Annotated in this window: 15 protein-coding genes; 10 read left to right on the top strand and 5 right to left on the bottom strand. The window is 60.8% G+C overall.

The genetic code is table 11. The annotated features are described in order from the left end of the window. Positions 1 to 16 precede the first annotated feature (16 nt). From AF70_RS10315 to tauD, 7 genes are all read left to right on the top strand, one after another. The gene (locus AF70_RS10315) at positions 17 to 2,341 is read left to right on the top strand and encodes a Tex family protein (RefSeq protein ID WP_028939573.1); all 2,325 of its coding nucleotides are present in this window, start codon (positions 17 to 19) and stop codon (positions 2,339 to 2,341) included. Next, positions 2,341 to 2,724 (top strand): PaaI family thioesterase, encoded by a 384-nt coding sequence (locus tag AF70_RS10310; RefSeq protein WP_018929320.1) that lies wholly within the window; start codon positions 2,341 to 2,343, stop codon positions 2,722 to 2,724. Before AF70_RS10315 ends, AF70_RS10310 begins: the two co-directional genes overlap by 1 nt. A 214-nt stretch (positions 2,725 to 2,938) precedes the next feature. Further along, entirely contained in the window at positions 2,939 to 4,522 is a 1,584-nt protein-coding gene (gene gshA / locus AF70_RS10305; protein WP_028939572.1) for a glutamate--cysteine ligase, read from the top strand. Between the two features lie 289 nt (positions 4,523 to 4,811). Beyond that, positions 4,812 to 5,789: a taurine ABC transporter substrate-binding protein gene (gene tauA / locus AF70_RS10300; protein ID WP_028939571.1), complete on the top strand. Its 978-nt coding sequence runs from the start codon at positions 4,812 to 4,814 to the stop codon at positions 5,787 to 5,789. Between the two features lie 16 nt (positions 5,790 to 5,805). Then, a complete protein-coding gene (gene tauB / locus AF70_RS10295) occupies positions 5,806 to 6,600 on the top strand; it encodes a taurine ABC transporter ATP-binding subunit (RefSeq protein ID WP_028939570.1) in 795 nt (264 codons plus the stop codon). Beyond that, positions 6,597 to 7,445, top strand: a complete 849-nt coding sequence (gene tauC, locus AF70_RS10290; protein ID WP_019581738.1) for a taurine ABC transporter permease TauC — start codon at positions 6,597 to 6,599, stop codon at positions 7,443 to 7,445. Before tauB ends, tauC begins: the two co-directional genes overlap by 4 nt. A 39-nt stretch (positions 7,446 to 7,484) precedes the next feature. Next, on the top strand, positions 7,485 to 8,327 hold the full coding sequence (gene tauD / locus AF70_RS10285) for a taurine dioxygenase (RefSeq protein ID WP_019581737.1): 843 nt from the start codon (positions 7,485 to 7,487) through the stop codon (positions 8,325 to 8,327). Positions 8,328 to 8,378: 51 nt separating this feature from the next. On the opposite strand, the gene mgrA is transcribed toward tauD, so the two are convergent. The 3 genes from mgrA to AF70_RS10270 form a co-directional block, all read right to left on the bottom strand. After that, entirely contained in the window at positions 8,379 to 9,416 is a 1,038-nt protein-coding gene (gene mgrA / locus AF70_RS10280) for an L-glyceraldehyde 3-phosphate reductase (RefSeq protein ID WP_028939569.1), read from the bottom strand. 167 nt (positions 9,417 to 9,583) lie between these two features. After that, positions 9,584 to 9,985 carry a type II toxin-antitoxin system HicB family antitoxin gene (locus tag AF70_RS10275; RefSeq protein WP_007903104.1) on the bottom strand — a complete coding sequence of 134 codons (402 nt, stop codon included), beginning with the start codon at positions 9,983 to 9,985 and terminating at the stop codon, positions 9,584 to 9,586. An 87-nt stretch (positions 9,986 to 10,072) separates the two neighbouring features. Beyond that, positions 10,073 to 10,963 carry a LysR family transcriptional regulator gene (locus AF70_RS10270; protein WP_028939568.1) on the bottom strand — a complete coding sequence of 297 codons (891 nt, stop codon included), beginning with the start codon at positions 10,961 to 10,963 and terminating at the stop codon, positions 10,073 to 10,075. A 125-nt stretch (positions 10,964 to 11,088) separates the two neighbouring features. Between AF70_RS10270 and AF70_RS10265 the strand changes: the two genes are divergently transcribed. After that, positions 11,089 to 11,829: an SDR family oxidoreductase gene (locus AF70_RS10265; RefSeq protein WP_028939567.1), complete on the top strand. Its 741-nt coding sequence runs from the start codon at positions 11,089 to 11,091 to the stop codon at positions 11,827 to 11,829. A 62-nt stretch (positions 11,830 to 11,891) separates the two neighbouring features. Then, on the top strand, positions 11,892 to 12,152 hold the full coding sequence (locus AF70_RS10260; RefSeq protein WP_028939566.1) for a hypothetical protein: 261 nt from the start codon (positions 11,892 to 11,894) through the stop codon (positions 12,150 to 12,152). 14 nt (positions 12,153 to 12,166) lie between these two features. Here the strand turns inward: AF70_RS10260 and betT are convergent, their stop codons facing one another. Continuing rightward, the gene (betT, locus tag AF70_RS10255) at positions 12,167 to 14,122 is read right to left on the bottom strand and encodes a choline transporter BetT (protein WP_169342480.1); all 1,956 of its coding nucleotides are present in this window, start codon (positions 14,120 to 14,122) and stop codon (positions 12,167 to 12,169) included. Between the two features lie 427 nt (positions 14,123 to 14,549). Then, positions 14,550 to 15,476, bottom strand: coding sequence for a serine O-acetyltransferase EpsC (epsC, locus tag AF70_RS10250; RefSeq protein ID WP_007939563.1), 927 nt, complete (start codon positions 15,474 to 15,476; stop codon positions 14,550 to 14,552). A 190-nt stretch (positions 15,477 to 15,666) separates the two neighbouring features. On the opposite strand from epsC, the gene AF70_RS10245 reads away from it, so the two are divergent. Beyond that, positions 15,667 to 16,659: a D-cysteine desulfhydrase gene (locus tag AF70_RS10245; protein WP_019581731.1), complete on the top strand. Its 993-nt coding sequence runs from the start codon at positions 15,667 to 15,669 to the stop codon at positions 16,657 to 16,659. Positions 16,660 to 16,789: the final 130 nt, after the last annotated feature.

The following is a 16,789-nucleotide window of genomic DNA, read 5'->3' as shown; positions in this document are numbered from 1 at the left end:
TTTGTCAGGTGGTTTTATGGACAGCATCAACAGCCGCATCGCCGAGGAACTCGGCGTCCGCCCACAACAGGTCGAAGCGGCCGTCGCGCTACTCGATGAAGGCTCCACGGTGCCCTTCATCGCCCGCTACCGGAAAGAAGTGACCGGCAGCCTCGATGACACGCAACTGCGTCATCTGGAAGAGCGTCTGCGCTACCTGCGAGAACTCGACGAACGGCGTATCAGCATCCTCGCCAGCATCGAGGAGCAAGGCAAGCTGACCCCTGCACTTGAGCGCGACATCAAGCTCGCCGACACCAAGACCCGCCTCGAAGACTTGTACCTGCCGTACAAGCAGAAGCGCCGCACCAAGGGCCAGATCGCCCTGGAAGCCGGCCTCGGCGAACTGGCCGACGGCCTGTTCAACGATCCAACCCTGAACCCGGAAACCGAAGCGGCGCGCTTCATCGACGCCGAAAAAGGCGTGGCCGATGTGAAGGCCGCCCTCGAAGGCGCCAAGTACATCCTCATGGAGCGCTTCGCCGAAGACGCCGGTCTGCTGGACAAGCTGCGCAATTACCTCAAGCAGGAAGCCACCCTCAGTGCCCGCGTGATCGCCGGCAAGGAAGAGGAAGGCGCCAAGTTCCGCGACTATTTCGAACACGACGAACCGCTGAAAAGCATGCCGTCCCACCGCGCACTGGCGATTTTCCGTGGCCGCAACGAAGGCATTCTCAGCTCCGCGCTGAAAGTCGGTGACGAGCTGCCGGGCACCATGCACCCGTGCGAAGGCATGATCGGCCAGCAATTCGGCATCCAGAACCAGAACCGCGCCGCCGACAAATGGCTGGGCGAAGTGGTGCGCTGGACCTGGAAGGTCAAGCTCTACACCCACCTGGAAACCGATCTGCTGGGCGAGCTGCGCGATGGCGCGGAAACCGAAGCGATCAACGTGTTCGCCCACAACCTGCACGACCTGCTGCTGGCCGCGCCGGCCGGCCCGCGTGCCACCCTGGGCCTCGACCCGGGCCTGCGTACCGGCTGCAAGGTCGCCGTGGTCGACGCCACCGGCAAGCTGCTGGACCACGCCACGGTTTACCCGCACGTGCCGCACAACAAGTGGGACCAGACCCTCGCCGTGCTCGCCGCCCTGTGCGCCAAGCATTCGGTGGACCTGATCGCCATCGGCAACGGTACCGCCAGCCGCGAAACCGACAAACTGGCCGCTGAACTGATCAAAAAATACCCAGCCATGAAGATGACCAAAGTCATGGTCTCCGAGGCTGGTGCATCGGTTTACTCGGCCTCGGAACTGGCTTCCAAGGAATTCCCGGATCTGGACGTGTCGATCCGTGGCGCGGTGTCCATCGCTCGTCGCTTGCAGGACCCGCTGGCCGAGCTGGTGAAAATCGATCCGAAATCCATCGGCGTTGGCCAATACCAGCACGACGTGTCGCAGCTGAAACTGGCGCGCGGCCTGGACGCAGTGGTCGAAGACTGCGTGAACGCCGTGGGCGTGGACGTGAATACTGCATCCGTGGCGCTGCTGGCGCGCATCTCCGGCCTCAACGCGACCCTGGCGCAGAACATCGTTACCCACCGCGACGAGCACGGTGCGTTCAAAACCCGTGCGGCATTGAAGAAAGTCGCCCGCCTGGGTGAAAAAACCTTCGAACAGGCCGCCGGCTTCCTGCGCGTAATGAATGGCGACAACCCGCTGGATTCGTCGGCGGTTCACCCGGAAGCCTATCCGCTGGTGCAGCGCATTGCTGCTGAGACCGACCGCGACATTCGCTCGCTGATCGGCGACGCCGCGTTCCTCAAGCGCCTGGATCCGAAGAAGTACACCGACGAAACGTTCGGCCTGCCGACGGTCACCGACATTCTGCAAGAGCTGGAAAAACCTGGCCGCGACCCGCGTCCCGAGTTCAAGACCGCCGAGTTCCAGGACGGCGTCGAAGACCTCAAGGACCTGCAACTGGGCATGATCCTCGAAGGCGTGGTCACCAACGTGACCAACTTCGGTGCCTTCGTCGACATCGGCGTGCATCAGGACGGTCTGGTGCACATTTCCGCGCTGTCGGAGAAGTTCATCAAGGATCCACGCGAAGCGGTGAAGGCCGGTGATGTGGTCAAGGTGAAGGTCATGGAAGTCGATATCCCACGCAAACGCGTCGGCCTGTCGATGCGCATGAGCGATACACCGGGCGAGAAGATCGACGGTGCCCGTGGTGCACGTCCGGGGTCGGCTCCGCGCCAGTCCCAGAACACCGCGCCGCGCAAGGAAACCCCGACAGCGGCTCCGACCAACAACGCCATGGCGTCGCTGTTTGCCAACGCCAAGCAGTTGAAGAAACGTTGATGGAGATCCCGGCCGGCTTGACCGAAAGCGCATTTTTCAAGCTGCTGGGGTGTCGCTTGCACAGCCTGGACACCGGGGTGGCGCAAGTCGCCCTGGCGCTGGAGCCACAGTTGCGCAATCGCGGCGGCAAGCTGCACGGCGGGGCCTTGTTCAGTCTGGTGGACATTGCCATGGGGCTGGCCTGCTCCAGCACCCACGGTTTTGACCAGCAAAGCGCGACCATCGAGTGCAAGATCAACTACATCCGCGCCGTCGCCGACGGTGAAGTGATGTGCACGGCCAGGGTGATCCACCCGGGCCGTCGCACGCTTGTCGTCGAGGCCGACGTGATGCAAGGCGACAAACTGGTCGCAAAAGCACAAGGCACGTTCGCTGTCCTGTAGCCCCCAATCATCAATTTGAGTTAATTTCGGCGCTGTGACTGCAGCGTCGGAGTTTTCTCTGCGCGCGATAGCCAGATTCAGGGAATGAAGTTGGCCTTTCAGTACGAGCCTGTATGGCCCAAGAACCAGGCGAAAACGCCAGTTTCAACTTCACCCTTGTAGACCGTCTTGCCCACCCCCATATTGGGGCGACTGACGCGTGAAGGAATCCAACTTGAGCGAACTTCTCAACCGCCGCCTGGCTCTGCTCGGCGAGCGCGCTAACCTCTCTCTGCTCGAACAGTGCCTTCACGGCATCGAACGTGAATGCCTGCGCGTGACAGGCGAAGGGCGCCTGGCGCAAACGCCGCACCCCGAAGCATTGGGTTCCGCGTTGACCAACGAACAAATCACCACTGACTACTCCGAGTCGCTGCTGGAGTTCATCACGCCGGCCCTGCCAGACCCGGCGGATACGCTGGCGAGCCTGGACAAGATTCACCGGTTTGCCTACAGCAAACTCGGCGACGAGTACCTGTGGAGTCCATCGATGCCGTGCCCGTTGCCGGCCGAGGAAGACATCCCGATCGCCTATTACGGCACCTCCAACATCGGTCAGCTCAAGTACGTCTATCGCAAGGGCCTGGCCCTGCGTTACGGCAAGACCATGCAGTGCATCGCCGGGATTCACTACAACTTTTCCCTGCCGGAAAAGCTCTGGCCGCTGCTTAAAGAGGCTGAAGGCTTTGTCGGCACCGACCGCGATTATCAGTCGTCGGCCTACATCGCGCTGATCCGCAACTTCCGTCGCTACAGCTGGCTGCTGATGTACCTGTTCGGCGCCTCGCCGGCGCTGGACGCCGGTTTCCTGCGCGGTCGCTCGCACCAACTGGAACAGCTGGACCCGGACACTTTGTACCTGCCGTACGCCACCAGCCTGCGCATGAGCGATCTGGGTTACCAGAGCAACGCCCAGGCCGGTCTGACGCCGTGCTACAACGACCTGACCAGCTACACCGACAGCCTGCGCAAAGCGGTGGCTACGCCGTATCCAGCGTACGTCGAGGTGGGTACGCACAAGGACGGTGAGTGGGTTCAGCTCAACACCAACATCCTGCAGATCGAAAACGAGTACTACTCCAACATCCGCCCCAAGCGCGTGACCTACACCGGCGAACGGCCGATTCAGGCGCTGGTGGCCCGTGGCATCCAGTACGTTGAAGTCCGCTGCCTGGACATCAACCCGTTCCTGCCGATGGGCATCGACCTCACCGAATCACGGTTCCTCGACGCATTCCTGCTGTACTGCGCGCTGAACGACAGCCCACTGCTGACCAGTACCAGCTGCGGTAACGCGACGTCGAACTTCCTCAGCGTGGTCAAGGAAGGTCGTCGTCCTGGCCTGCAATTGCAACGCGACGGGCAAGCGGTGGACATGAAGGAATGGGCCGGCGAATTGCTGGAGAAAATTGCACCATTGGCGGCGCTGCTGGATCAGAGCCATGGCGGCGATGCCCACAGCAAGGCGCTGGACGCCCAAATGGCCAAGGTCCAGGACTCCTCCCTGACGCCATCGGCCCAGGTGCTGGCGGCGATGGCCGAACACAAGGAAAGCTTCGCCCAGTTCTCCTTGCGCCAAAGCCAGGTGCATGCGGAGTTTTTCCGCAGCGAGCCGCTTTCAGGTGTAGAACAAGCCAGGTTTGAAGAGTTGGCGCGTTCGTCGTTGGCTCAACAGGCTGAGCTTGAACAGAACGAAGTCGGCGATTTCGATGTGTTTGTCGGAGCGTATCAGGCGAGCATTCTGGCGATCAGCAACTAAACTGCCAGAGCAGGTCCCCCTGTGGCGAGGGGGCTTGCCCCCGTTGGACTGCACAGCAGTCCCAAAAACGACACGCGCAATATTTCGGATAAATCGAGTCGCCTGCATCACGACTGTGCGCAGCCGAACGGGGCAGTGGCGGCGTTCCGACAAGCCCCCTCGCCACAACAGTCTCCCTTAGAATTTTCCGCTCATATGCTAATTCTAAAAAGTTATTTATTTTAAGTTTCTTATATCATTTAGTCTCTTTTTCACGCCGACTTCCGGTCGTCTGAAAAGGAGCTTCCCCATGAAACTGACTTCCCCCCTTCGCCTCCTGGTGGCCGCGTCGCTGGCTGCGGCAAGTTTCCTGGCTCAGGCGACAGATGTGACCGTCGCCTACCAGACCACCGTTGACCCGGCCAAAGTCGCCCAAGCCGACGGCGCCTACGAAAAAGCCACCAAAGCCAGTATCGACTGGCGAAAATTCGATAGCGGCGCCGACATCATCGCCGCCATCGCTTCCGGCGATGTGCAGATCGGCTATCTCGGTTCCAGCCCCCTGACGGCAGCAATCACCCGTAAAGTCCCGGTGGAAACCTTCCTCATCGCCACCCAGATCGGCGCCGCCGAAGCCTTGGTCGCGCGCGACGGGTCCGGGATCAAGACCCCACAGGACCTGATCGGCAAAAAAGTCGCCGTACCGTTCGTCTCCACCGGCCACTACAGCCTGCTGGCCGCGCTGAAGCACTGGAACATCGACCCGTCGAAAGTCACCGTGCTCAACCTCGCGCCGCCGGCCATCATCGCGGCATGGAAGCGCGGTGACATCGACGCCACCTACGTGTGGGATCCGGCGCTCGGTGTGGCCAAGGAAAACGGCAAAGTGCTGATCACTTCCGGCGAGTTGGCCAAGTTCGGCGCGCCGACCTTCGATGCCTGGATCGTGCGTAAGGACTTCGCCGAGAAGCATCCGGAAATCGTCACTGCGTTCGCCAAAGTGACCCTCGATGCCTACGCCGACTACCGCAAAGACCCGCAAGCCTGGCTGGCCAACCAAAGCAACGTCGACAAACTGGTGAAACTTTCCGGCGCCAAGGCCAGCGACATTCCGCTGCTGCTGCAAGGCAACGTGTATCCGCTGGCGGCTGATCAGGTGATCACCCTCGGCGCGCCGACCACCAAGGCCATTACCGACACCGCAGCGTTCCTCAAGGAACAGGGCAAGGTCGAGGCCGTGCTGCCGGACTACGCGCCGTACGTCAGCGCCAAGTACATCACCAACTGATCGGGAGTTAACCGCGATGGCTTTGCTACAGCTGGAGCGCATCAGTGCACAGTACCCCGGTGCAGCAGAACCTGTGCTGGCGGATATTTCCCTGAGCCTTGGGCCCCGGCAGTTGCTGGTCGCCCTCGGCCCTTCCGGCAGTGGCAAGACTTCGCTGTTGAACCTGATTGCCGGTTTCGTCGAGCCCAGCACCGGGCGCATCACCCTTGACGGCGTGCCGGTCAAAGGCCCGAGCGCCGAGCGCGGCGTGGTGTTTCAGGACGACGCCCTGCTGCCTTGGCAGGACGTGCTGGCCAACGTCGGCTTCGGCCTGGAACTGGCCGGCGCCGCGCGGGAAAAACGCGAACAGCGCGCCCGGGAAATGCTCGCGCTGGTAGACCTTTCCGGTTTCGAAAACCGCCGCATCTGGCAACTCTCGGGCGGGCAGAAACAACGTGTCGGCCTCGCCCGCGCCCTCGCCGCCGACCCTCGGGTGTTGCTGATGGACGAACCCTTCGGCGCCCTGGATGCCTTCACCCGCGAACAGATGCAGGAGCTGCTGTTGCAAATCTGGCAACGCACCGCCAAACCGGTGTTCCTGATTACCCACGATATTGAAGAAGCGGTGTTCCTCGCCACCGACCTGATTCTGCTGGCGCCGAATCCCGGGCAAGTCGTCGAGCGCCTGAGCCTGGATTTTGGCCAACGTTACGCCGCAGGGGAATCGGCGCGCTCGATCAAGTCCGACCCACGCTTTATCGAAACCCGCGAACACGTACTCGCCAAAGTGTTCTCCCAACGCAGTGCCGTCCAGCGGCAGGAGCGCGCATGAGCAGCTATGGAATTCCCGCCGCAACGGTGAAACCCGATTCAAAGGTGAAGGGCTCGGCGGTGATTGCGCTGCGCCGCCGTATCAGCACCCGCGGGGTCAGCGTGTTGACCCTGATCGCACTGTTGGCGATCTGGTGGGCCGTCACCGCCACCGGTTTGATCGAACCGCTGTTCCTGCCGCCACCCTCCGCCGTGCTGCAAAAAGGCTGGTTGCTGGTGACCAGCGGCTACATGGATTCGACCTTGTGGCAGCACTTGGGCGCGAGCCTCAGCCGCATCGGTTTGGGCCTGGGCTTCGCGGTGCTGACCGCCGTGCCAGTCGGCATTGCCATTGGCCACAACCGCATTGCTCGCGGCATTCTCGATCCGCTGATCGAGTTTTACCGCCCGATTCCGCCCTTGGCCTATTTGCCGCTGATCGTGATCTGGTGCGGCATCGGTGAGCTGTCGAAAGTCTTGCTGATCTACCTGGCGATCTTCGCCCCGATTGCCATCGCCACCGCCACCGGCGTACGCACCGTCGACCCGGCGAAATTGCGCGCCGCGCAGTCGTTGGGCGCAACTCGGGCGCAGTTGATTCGCCATGTGATTCTGCCCAGTGCCTTGCCGGACATTTTGACCGGTGTGCGCATTGGTTTGGGAGTGGGCTGGTCGACACTGGTCGCCGCCGAGTTGATCGCCGCCACCAGCGGTTTGGGGTTCATGGTGCAGTCGGCGGCGCAGTTCCTGGTCACCGATGTGGTGGTGCTGGGGATTCTGGTGATCGCGCTGATCGCCTTCGCCATGGAGATGGGTCTGCGCGCCCTGCAACGCAAACTGGTGCCGTGGCATGGCCAGGCTCACTGAATATTCATGTGTCGACACCCTGGATTGAAGAGAACCGCCATGAGTAACTTGACCATCGTCCCCCTCAGCTGCGCCCTCGGCGCGCAAATCAGCGGCGTCGACATCAGCCAGCCGCTGAACGTGGAACAACGCGACGCCATCGAACAGGCGCTGCTCAAGTATCAGGTGCTGTTCTTCCGTAACCAGCCGATCGAACCACAGCAACAGGCGCGATTCGCCGCTTATTTCGGCGACCTGCATATCCATCCGATCTACCCGAACGTGCCGGAACAACCGGAAGTGCTGATCCTCGACACCGCCATCACCGACGTGCGGGACAACGCGATCTGGCACACCGATGTGACGTTCCTGCCGACCCCGGCGATGGGCGCGGTGCTCAGCGCCAAGTTGCTGCCGGAGTTTGGCGGCGACACCCTGTGGGCCAGCGGCATTGCGGCGTATGAAGCGTTGTCCGCGCCGATGAAAACCTTGCTCGAAGGGCTGACCGCCACTCACGATTTCACCCGTTCGTTTCCACTGGAGCGCTATGGCAACACGCCGGAGGCGCTGGCCCAGTGGGAAGAAGCCAGGCGCAAGAACCCGCCGCTGTCACACCCGGTAATTCGCACGCACCCGGTGAGCGGGCGCCGGTCGTTATTCGTCAATGAGGGCTTCACATCGAAGATCAACGAACTGTCGGAAACCGAGAGCGAAGCGCTCCTGAAGTTTTTGTTCGCCCACGCCACACGGCCGGATTTCACCATCCGCTGGCGCTGGCAGAAAGACGACATCGCGTTCTGGGACAACCGCGTGACCCAGCATTACGCGGTGGATGATTACCGCCCGGCACGGCGGGTGATGCAGCGAGCGACGGTGTTGGGGGATGTGCCGTTTTTTCGCTGATCCGCCAGTTCCTGCTCGTTCCCACGCTGCGTGGGAACGAGCAGTACTCAGTTACTCAGCCATCGAAGGCTTCTCCCACAAATTGATCCCGCCCTCCCGGGCAAATCGATCAATCTCCGCCAGTTCTTCCACGCTAAAACTCAGGTTCTTCAGCGCACCGACGTTCTCGATGATCTGCTCCGGCCGGCTCGCGCCGATCAGCGCCGAGGTCACCCGTGGATCGCGCAGGGTCCAGGCCAACGCCAGTTGCGCCAGGCTCTGACCACGACGCTTGGCGATTTCATTGAGTGCCCGCACTTGGGCGATGTTGGCTTCGGACAGGTGAGAGGACTGCAATGAATCACCGCCCGGGCGATTGACCCGCGCATCCTTCGGAATGCCATTGAGGTATTTGTCGGTCAACAGGCCCTGCGCCAACGGCGTGAAGGCGATCACGCCGGTACCGAGTTCGTCGGTGACATCCAGCAGGTCCTTTTCCACCCAGCGATTGAGCAGGTTGTAGGCCGGCTGGTGGATCAACAGCGGGACTTTCCACTCCTTGAGCAACGCGGCCATTTCCCGGGTTTTCACCCCGGAGTAAGACGAGATGCCAATGTACAACGCCTTGCCCTGTTGCACGGCCGTGGCCAGTGCGCTGGCAGTTTCTTCCAGCGGGGTGTCCGGGTCAAAACGGTGGGAATAGAAGATGTCCACGTAATCGAGGCCCAGGCGTTGCAGGCTCTGGTCGAGGCTGGCCAGCACATATTTGCGCGACCCGCCGCCCTGGCCGTAAGGGCCGGGCCACATGTCCCAACCGGCCTTGCTGGAGATGATCAGCTCATCGCGGTACTGCTTGAAGTCTTCGCGCAGCAAACGACCGAAGTTGATCTCGGCGCTGCCGTACGGCGGGCCATAGTTGTTGGCCAGGTCGAAGTGGTTGATGCCCAGATCGAACGCCGTGCGCAGCAACGAGCGCTGTATGTCGATCGGCGTGCTGTCGCCGAAGTTGTGCCACAGGCCCAGGGACAGTGCCGGCAGCACCAGTCCGCTGCGACCTACGCGGCGGTAAGGGATAGAGTCGTAGCGGTTTTCGGCAGCGGTGTAGGTCATCGAATCCTCTCTTGTGGGTCTTGAATGGGGTATCGACTGCTTTGCAAGCTGCCCAGCATACGCCCAGACAAACGCCAGGAAACCCCGGATTCGACTAATTGCTGAAACGTTTCAAAGATAATTAAAAACTGAGCTCCCCCCATAGAGTCGATATCCACACCCAACGCTTACGCCGACAACTCACGTAGCGCGGCAGCCGCCAAAAAGCCAGACCTTGAGCTATATCGCTGATCTCGTCTGACCGTCTGATCGATACGCTCAAGCAACTGCTCAGGAAGCGTGGCATTGAAGCGCACCGACTTGCCGAAATAGGGTGTGATATCGAATTCGACCACACCCCACACACCGCCAGCGTAATCAGGGTTATCAAGATGAGCGTCAATTTCACGCACCTGCGGAAGTGGATCACCATCGGCGACCAGACCTTCGTAGTGCAAAGCCAACGCTTCTTTCACGTTTTCAAATGCCTGCGCCACTGTAGCGCCTGCGGAGAAGCATCCCGGCACGTCCGGGATAATCACTCCGTATTCTGAGTCGGCATCCTTGTGCAGAACGACCGGGAATTTCATTTCGATGACTTCTCTGTTGACAGAGATTGGACTGTAAAACAGAAACCAACACGCATACACACCATACACATCTTGCAAAGATCGCCATCAAACGGCACCCGCAAACACCTCCCCCAACCAATCCACAAACACTCGAACCCGTGGCGACATGTGTCGGTTATGCGGATACAACACCGAAACCGGCATCGATGGCGGCGGTGTGTCGGTGAGGATTTCCTGCACCAACCCTTGGGCAATCTGCGCTTCCATTCGGTAATGCGGGCACTGAATCAGCCCCAATCCGGCAATTGCCGAGGCCGCATAAATCTCCGCGCCGAACACCGACAACGCTCCCTCGATGGCCACTTCTTTCAGCTCGCCATCCACCATGAACTCGAATGGAAACAGCTTGGCCGTGGTGCGCGAAACGTAGTTCACCGCGCGGTGGTTTTTCAGGTCTTCGAGGTTTTTCGGTTCGCCGTATTTGCGCAGGTAAGCCGGGCTGGCGCAGGTGATCTGGCGCAGGTTGGCGACACGTTTACCGATTAGCGCCGAATCGCCCAAGGTGCCGGCGCGCAACACGCAATCAACGCCTTCGGCGATCAGGTCGACGAAGCGGTCGGCTTCGCTGATGGACAATTCGATGTCCGGGTAGCGCGACATGAATTGCGGCAACGCCGGGATTACAAAGTGCTTGGCCAACGTGCCATGCAGATCCACCCGTAATCGGCCTTTCGGCGCAACGCCGCGAAATGCCAGTTCGGCTTCTTCCAGTTCTGCCAACAACTGCACGCAACGCAAGTAGTACGCCTCGCCATCCAGCGTAGGACGGACCTTGCGCGTGCTGCGCTCCAGTAAACGGGTGCCGAGCCAGGCTTCGAACTGATTCAGCGTATGGGTCAGGGTGGCACGCGGCAGGTTCAGGTCATCGGCCGCCAGCGTGAAGCTGCTGCGCTCGTAGATCCGCACGAAAACCTTCATCGCCTTGACTTGATCCATACGGCGCTCCTGACGATCGATTGTTGGCGATTATTGAACAGTCAAGGCAACTCTCGTGCATTTATCGCCCTGAGTAAACATGTGAATCTGGCTCCACACCCCAGCCACTCCAAGGAATCAACGCCATGACTACTCAAACTTCGAAAGTTGCCATCGTGACCGGCGCCTCCCGCGGCATTGGTGCCGTGATCGCCCAGCAACTGGCCGCCCAAGGTTTCGCCGTCGCCATCAACTACGCTAACAGCGCCACCGAGGCGTCGGCACTGGTGGTAAAACTGCGTCAGGCCGGTCACCGGGCCATAGCGATCAAGGCTGATGTGGCCAACGCCGACGATGTACGCCGGCTGTTCGACGAAACCGAAACCCAACTGGGCAAGGTCGACGTGCTGGTCAATAACGCCGGCATCCTCAAAGTGCTGCCGCTGGCGCAACACAGCGACGAACTGTTCGACCAGAACTTCAACATCCACGCTCGCGGCACTTTCAACACTCTGCGTGAAGCGGCAACGCGCCTGAACAGCGGTGGCCGGATCATCAACTTCTCCAGCAGCACCGTCGGCATGAACCTGCCGGGTTATGCGGTGTACATTGCCAGCAAGGCGGCAGTGGAATCCCTGACCCAGGTGTTCGCCAAGGAAATGCGCGGTCGCAACATCACCGTCAACGCCGTGGCCCCGGGCCCGGTCGCCACCGACCTGTTCCTGCACGGCAAGAGCGAAGAACAGATCCAGACCTTCGCCAAGATGCCACCGCTGGAACGCCTGGCTCAGCCAGAAGACATCTCCCGCGTCGTGTCCTTCCTGGTCGGCCCGGATTCGGCCTGGGTCAACGGGCAAATCCTGCGCATTAACGGCGGGTTGGTTTAACTATGCTCGATGTATTGGGCTGAATCCGTAAGGCAGCACACATCTGAAGGGCGGAACGCATCATGCACACCACGATCATCATCTTCTTCGGCCTGGTCCTGCTGGCACTGATGCTGTTCATCGGCGAGAAAATCGGTTTCTCCCGTCAGACCCTGGCCTACAGTTTTGTCGTGCTGTGGCTGGCGTTGACCTTGATCAACGGCGCAGTCGGCATGGTCATCGCCGGCCAACCGTTGAGTGCGGAACTGGTGGTGGGCAGCGCGGTGTTCGGCGTACCGGTGGCGGCACTGGTGCTGTTCATGGTGTTGAGCAGCGAGACCTGAGCGCCACCGGTCGATCAACGCACCAAATGCAAAAACTGCATGTGCCGTTCGTACTGGTCGAGGATGTCGTTGATCACCTGATCCTTGGTGTAACCCACCAGATCGTAGTCCTGGCTGCCCTCGCGCAAATGCACTTCGGCACGGTGGTAGCGACGGTTGTTGAGTTGCTTGGAACCCATGCCACCCCGGGCGAAAGACGGCGTGAAGTAACCGCGCATCTGCACCTGATAAATGAACGGATGCAACTCGCCGTGACCGATTTCCAGGCTGACGTTGTCGTTGGCTGGGTCGGGCTGAGTGACCACGTGCAACCCCTTCTCGACAAACACCGCCGTCACTTCCTCGATCGCCGGGCGCACCGTGGTATCAAGGAAGCGATAGACCTCATCCCGAGACGGGAAATGCACCGCCTGACTCAAGCGCTGACGCCATCCACCGCGTCGCGAACCGGCCACCGGCGCGAGGGAATGCAGTTGCGCAATTTGCTTCTGCGACTCCAGATAAAACGCCTTGTGCAGGCCCCACATCATCAGCAGCAAAATCATCGAGAACGGTAACGACGTCAGCACCACCGCCGACTTCAAGGCGTCGATGCTGCCGGAGAACAGCAGTGCGCTGGTCACCAGTGCCGTCATCGCGCCCCAGAACACTCGCAGCCATTTCGGCCCGTCCTCATCGGGATTGCCACCCTTGGCGGACAAGGTCGACAACACCACGGTGCCGGAGTCGGCAGAGGTGACGAAGAACACGAAGCTGATGAACACCGTGACCGCGATCACGGTTTTGCTCCACGGGTAGGTCTCCAGCAGCAGGTAAAGCGTCATCGACGGGTTGTCGATGGCCGACAGGCCGAGCGCGCTCATGCCGTGGTTGAGCACCTGATCGATGGCGCTGTTGCCGAAGATCGACATCCACGCCAGGGTGAAACCGAGCGGGATCAGCAGCACGCCGAAGACGAATTCGCGGATGGTCCGGCCACGGGAAATCCGCGCAATGAACAGGCCCACGAACGGCGACCATGCAATCCACCAGGCCCAGTAGAACACCGTCCAGCCGCCCAGCCAGTCGCTGGGTTTGTCATAGGCGTAGAGGTCGAAGCTCTTCATCGGCAAGGCGCCGAGGTAATCGCCGAGGTTCTGGATCAGGGTATTGAGCAAGTGCTGGGTGGGGCCGGCGAACAACACGAACAGCAGCAGCGCACAGGCCAACAGCATGTTGATGTCGGACATCACCCGCACGCCTTTATCGACGCCAGACACCGCGACGATGATCGCCGCGCCCATCATCAGCGTGATCAGGCCCACCTGAATCCACTGGGTGTGGGCGATGCCGAACAGGTAGTCCAGGCCGGAGTTGAGGTGCAATACGCCAAAGCCCATGTCGGCACCGAGGCCGAACACCGTGGCGATGATGCCGAAGCCGTCCACTGCGTAACCGATGGGCCCGTTGATGCGCTTGCCGATCAGCGGGTACAGCGCCGAACGCAGGGCCAGCGGCAGGTTATGTCGATAGGCGAAATAGGCCAGCGCCATGCCGACGAAGGCGAACACGCCCCAGCCGTGCAGGCCCCAGTGCAGAAACAGAATCTGCATCGCCTGACGCGCCGCCTCCGCCGTACCGGCCTCGCCTTGCGGTGGTTGCACCAAATGCGTAAGTGGTTCGGACACGCAAAAGAAAAACAGCGTGATGCTAATCCCGGCGGCGAACAGCATGCCGGCCCAGGACAAGTAACTGAATTCGGGCTCGTCGTGGTCGGCACCGAGCTTGATCTTGCCGTAGCCGGACAAGGCGGTGACCACCACGAAGACCAGATACAGCGTCATCGCGAGCATGTAGTACCAGCCGACCGTATTGGCCGCCCAGTTTTGCGCTTGCAACAGCCAGGCACCGGCCTGTTCGGGGATCGCCATGACCACGACGGCGAACAACAAAATGAAGGTCGCCGCGAAATAAAACACCGGCGGATTCATGCGGACCTGGCCGCTTGCGGGGATGGACGATGCACTCACGAAAGGTGCACCTCGAGGGGGGAAAACGTGGCTGTAAAAATCGGACTCAGCAAAGGCAAGCCTCCTGTTGTGAGCGGGCGGCGAACCACCGGTTTAACTTGAATGAACGTTCAAGTTAAACATGAATAGGGGGCTAAGGACTAATCGCAGGGCTCGGCGGTCGCTTTTCTGCGCGAGTGCAAGGAAGGGTATGACGCGGGGTTTACGGGATTTGTTCTGTGGAAAATTAGTTGGATGCCATTATCTCGGTTTGGCTTGAAACCATTCGTGGGCAAGCCTCGCTCCTACAGATTTTGTGTCGGTCGCCAAGTCCCCGATCGACACTGATTCTGTAGGAGCGAGGCTTGCCCGCGAAGACTGCATGTCAGTCAGCAAATATCAGGGAGCCTTACTTCTGCGTCCCGTCATCATGCTGCAGATTCGCCTGGGTCAGGTTGCACCCCGCTGGCACGCTGCGGGTCAGCCAGACGTTGCCACCAATCGTCGAGCCCTTGCCGATGGTGATCCGTCCCAGAATCGTCGCGCCGGCATAGATCACCACGTCGTCCTCGACGATCGGATGCCGCGGATGGCCTTTCTGCAACTGACCGTCTTCGTCCGCCGGGAAGCGCTTGGCACCCAAGGTCACCGCCTGATAAATCCGCACACGCTCGCCAATGATTGCAGTCTCGCCGATCACCACACCCGTGCCGTGGTCGATGAAGAAACTGCGACCGATCTGCGCGCCAGGGTGGATGTCGATACCGGTGGCCGAGTGGGCGATTTCCGCGCTGATCCGCGCCAGCAACGGCAACCCGGCGCGGTACAAATGGTGGGCCAGGCGATGGTGAATCACCGCCAGGATTCCCGGGTAGCACAGCAACACTTCATCGACACTGCGAGCCGCCGGATCGCCGTGATAGGCCGCCAGCACGTCGGTGTCCAACAGGCTGCGCAATTCCGGCAGAGCGAGGGCGAAGTCCTGAATGATCCGGATGGCCTTGGCTTCGACTTCAGAATCGCCCCCGGCACTGTGACGAGCGACGTAGCGCAATTCGAGCCGCGCCTGAGCCAGCAATGCATTCAACGCCACGTCGAGTGTGTGGCCGACGTAGAAGTCCTCACTCTCCTCGCGCAAATCCACCGGCCCCAGACGCATCGGAAACAACGCACCGCACAAGGCTTCGAGAATGTCCGCCATGGCCGCTCGGGACGGCAACTCGCGACCGCCCTGCTCGGTGCTGGCGCGGCCGTTTTGTGCGCGCCACTGGTCGCGCGCCGTACGCAGTTGGCTGACGATGGTCTGCAATTGCCAATGGCTGGAACGCTCGCTCACGGTAAAAACTCCTCACGGGCGGCCGGACTGTCTGGCCGCACTGACGGCGATTACTTTACGGCAACGACTTGCAGCCGAATTAAGAACCAATAGTGCTGTTGACAATACTTTTGGCTATAAGCGATTGGCAGTTGCCCCACTAAATACCCGTGCCTATAGTCCTGACATCTTCCTCCGCCAGTACGGACCCATGATCAAACAACAGCTTGCCCGTTTTAACCGCCTCGACCTGCTCGGTCACCCTACCCCGTTGGAAAAACTCGAACGTCTGTCGACCTGGCTGGGCCGCGATGTGTACGTCAAACGCGATGACCTGACGCCATTGGCACTGGGCGGCAACAAGCTGCGCAAACTCGAATACCTCGCCGCCGATGCCCTGGCCCAGGGCGCCGATACACTGATCACCGCTGGCGCGATCCAGTCCAACCACGTGCGCCAAACCGCCGCCATTGCGGCCAAGCTTGGCCTGGGCTGCGTGGCGCTGCTGGAGAACCCGCTCGGGACTGACGATAGCAACTACCTCGGCAATGGCAATCGGCTGTTGCTGGACCTGTTCGATGCCAAGGTCGAACTGGTGGAAAACCTCGACAACGCTGACGAGCAATTGCAAGCGCTGGCCGCACGTCTGCGCAGCAATGGCAAGAAACCCTATCTGGTGCCGATTGGTGGCTCCAATGCGGTGGGCGCGTTGGGTTATGTCCGTGCGGGTCTGGAACTGGCCGAGCAGATCAAGGACACCGGGCTGCAATTCGCCGCCGTAGTCCTGGCTTCCGGCAGTGCCGGCACCCATAGCGGGCTGGCGCTGGCATTGAGCGAAGTACTGCCGGATTTGCCAGTCATCGGCGTGACCGTTTCACGTAGCGATGAAGCTCAACGACCGAAAGTCCAGGGCCTCGCCGAACGCACTGCCGAGCTGTTGGGCGTGGGTCTGCCGGCGAGTTTCAAAGTAGAACTGTGGGACGAATATTTCGGCCCGCGTTATGGCGAGCCGAATGCCGGGACGCTGGCGGCGGTGAAGCTGTTGGCGAGCCAGGAAGGGTTGTTGCTGGACCCGGTGTATACCGGCAAGGCCATGGCCGGTTTGCTCGACGGCATCGGGCGCCAGCGCTTCGATGACGGCCCGATCATCTTCCTGCACACCGGCGGGGCGCCGGCGTTGTTTGCCTACAAAGACTTTTTATAGCCGATAGTCCTGTGGCGAGGGGGCTTGCCCCCGTTGGGTCGCGCAGCGGCCCCTTGTGTCCGGCAGTCATATCGAGTCAGCAGACATTACGACTGCTTCGCAGCCGAACGGGGGCAAGCCCCCTCGCCAC

Origin of the sequence: Pseudomonas sp. KD5, assembly GCF_012932895.1 — a bacterium.
Taxonomy (GTDB): domain Bacteria; phylum Pseudomonadota; class Gammaproteobacteria; order Pseudomonadales; family Pseudomonadaceae; genus Aquipseudomonas.
The sequence above is the reverse complement of the archived record's forward strand: the minus strand, read 5'-3'. Positions and strand labels throughout refer to the sequence as shown.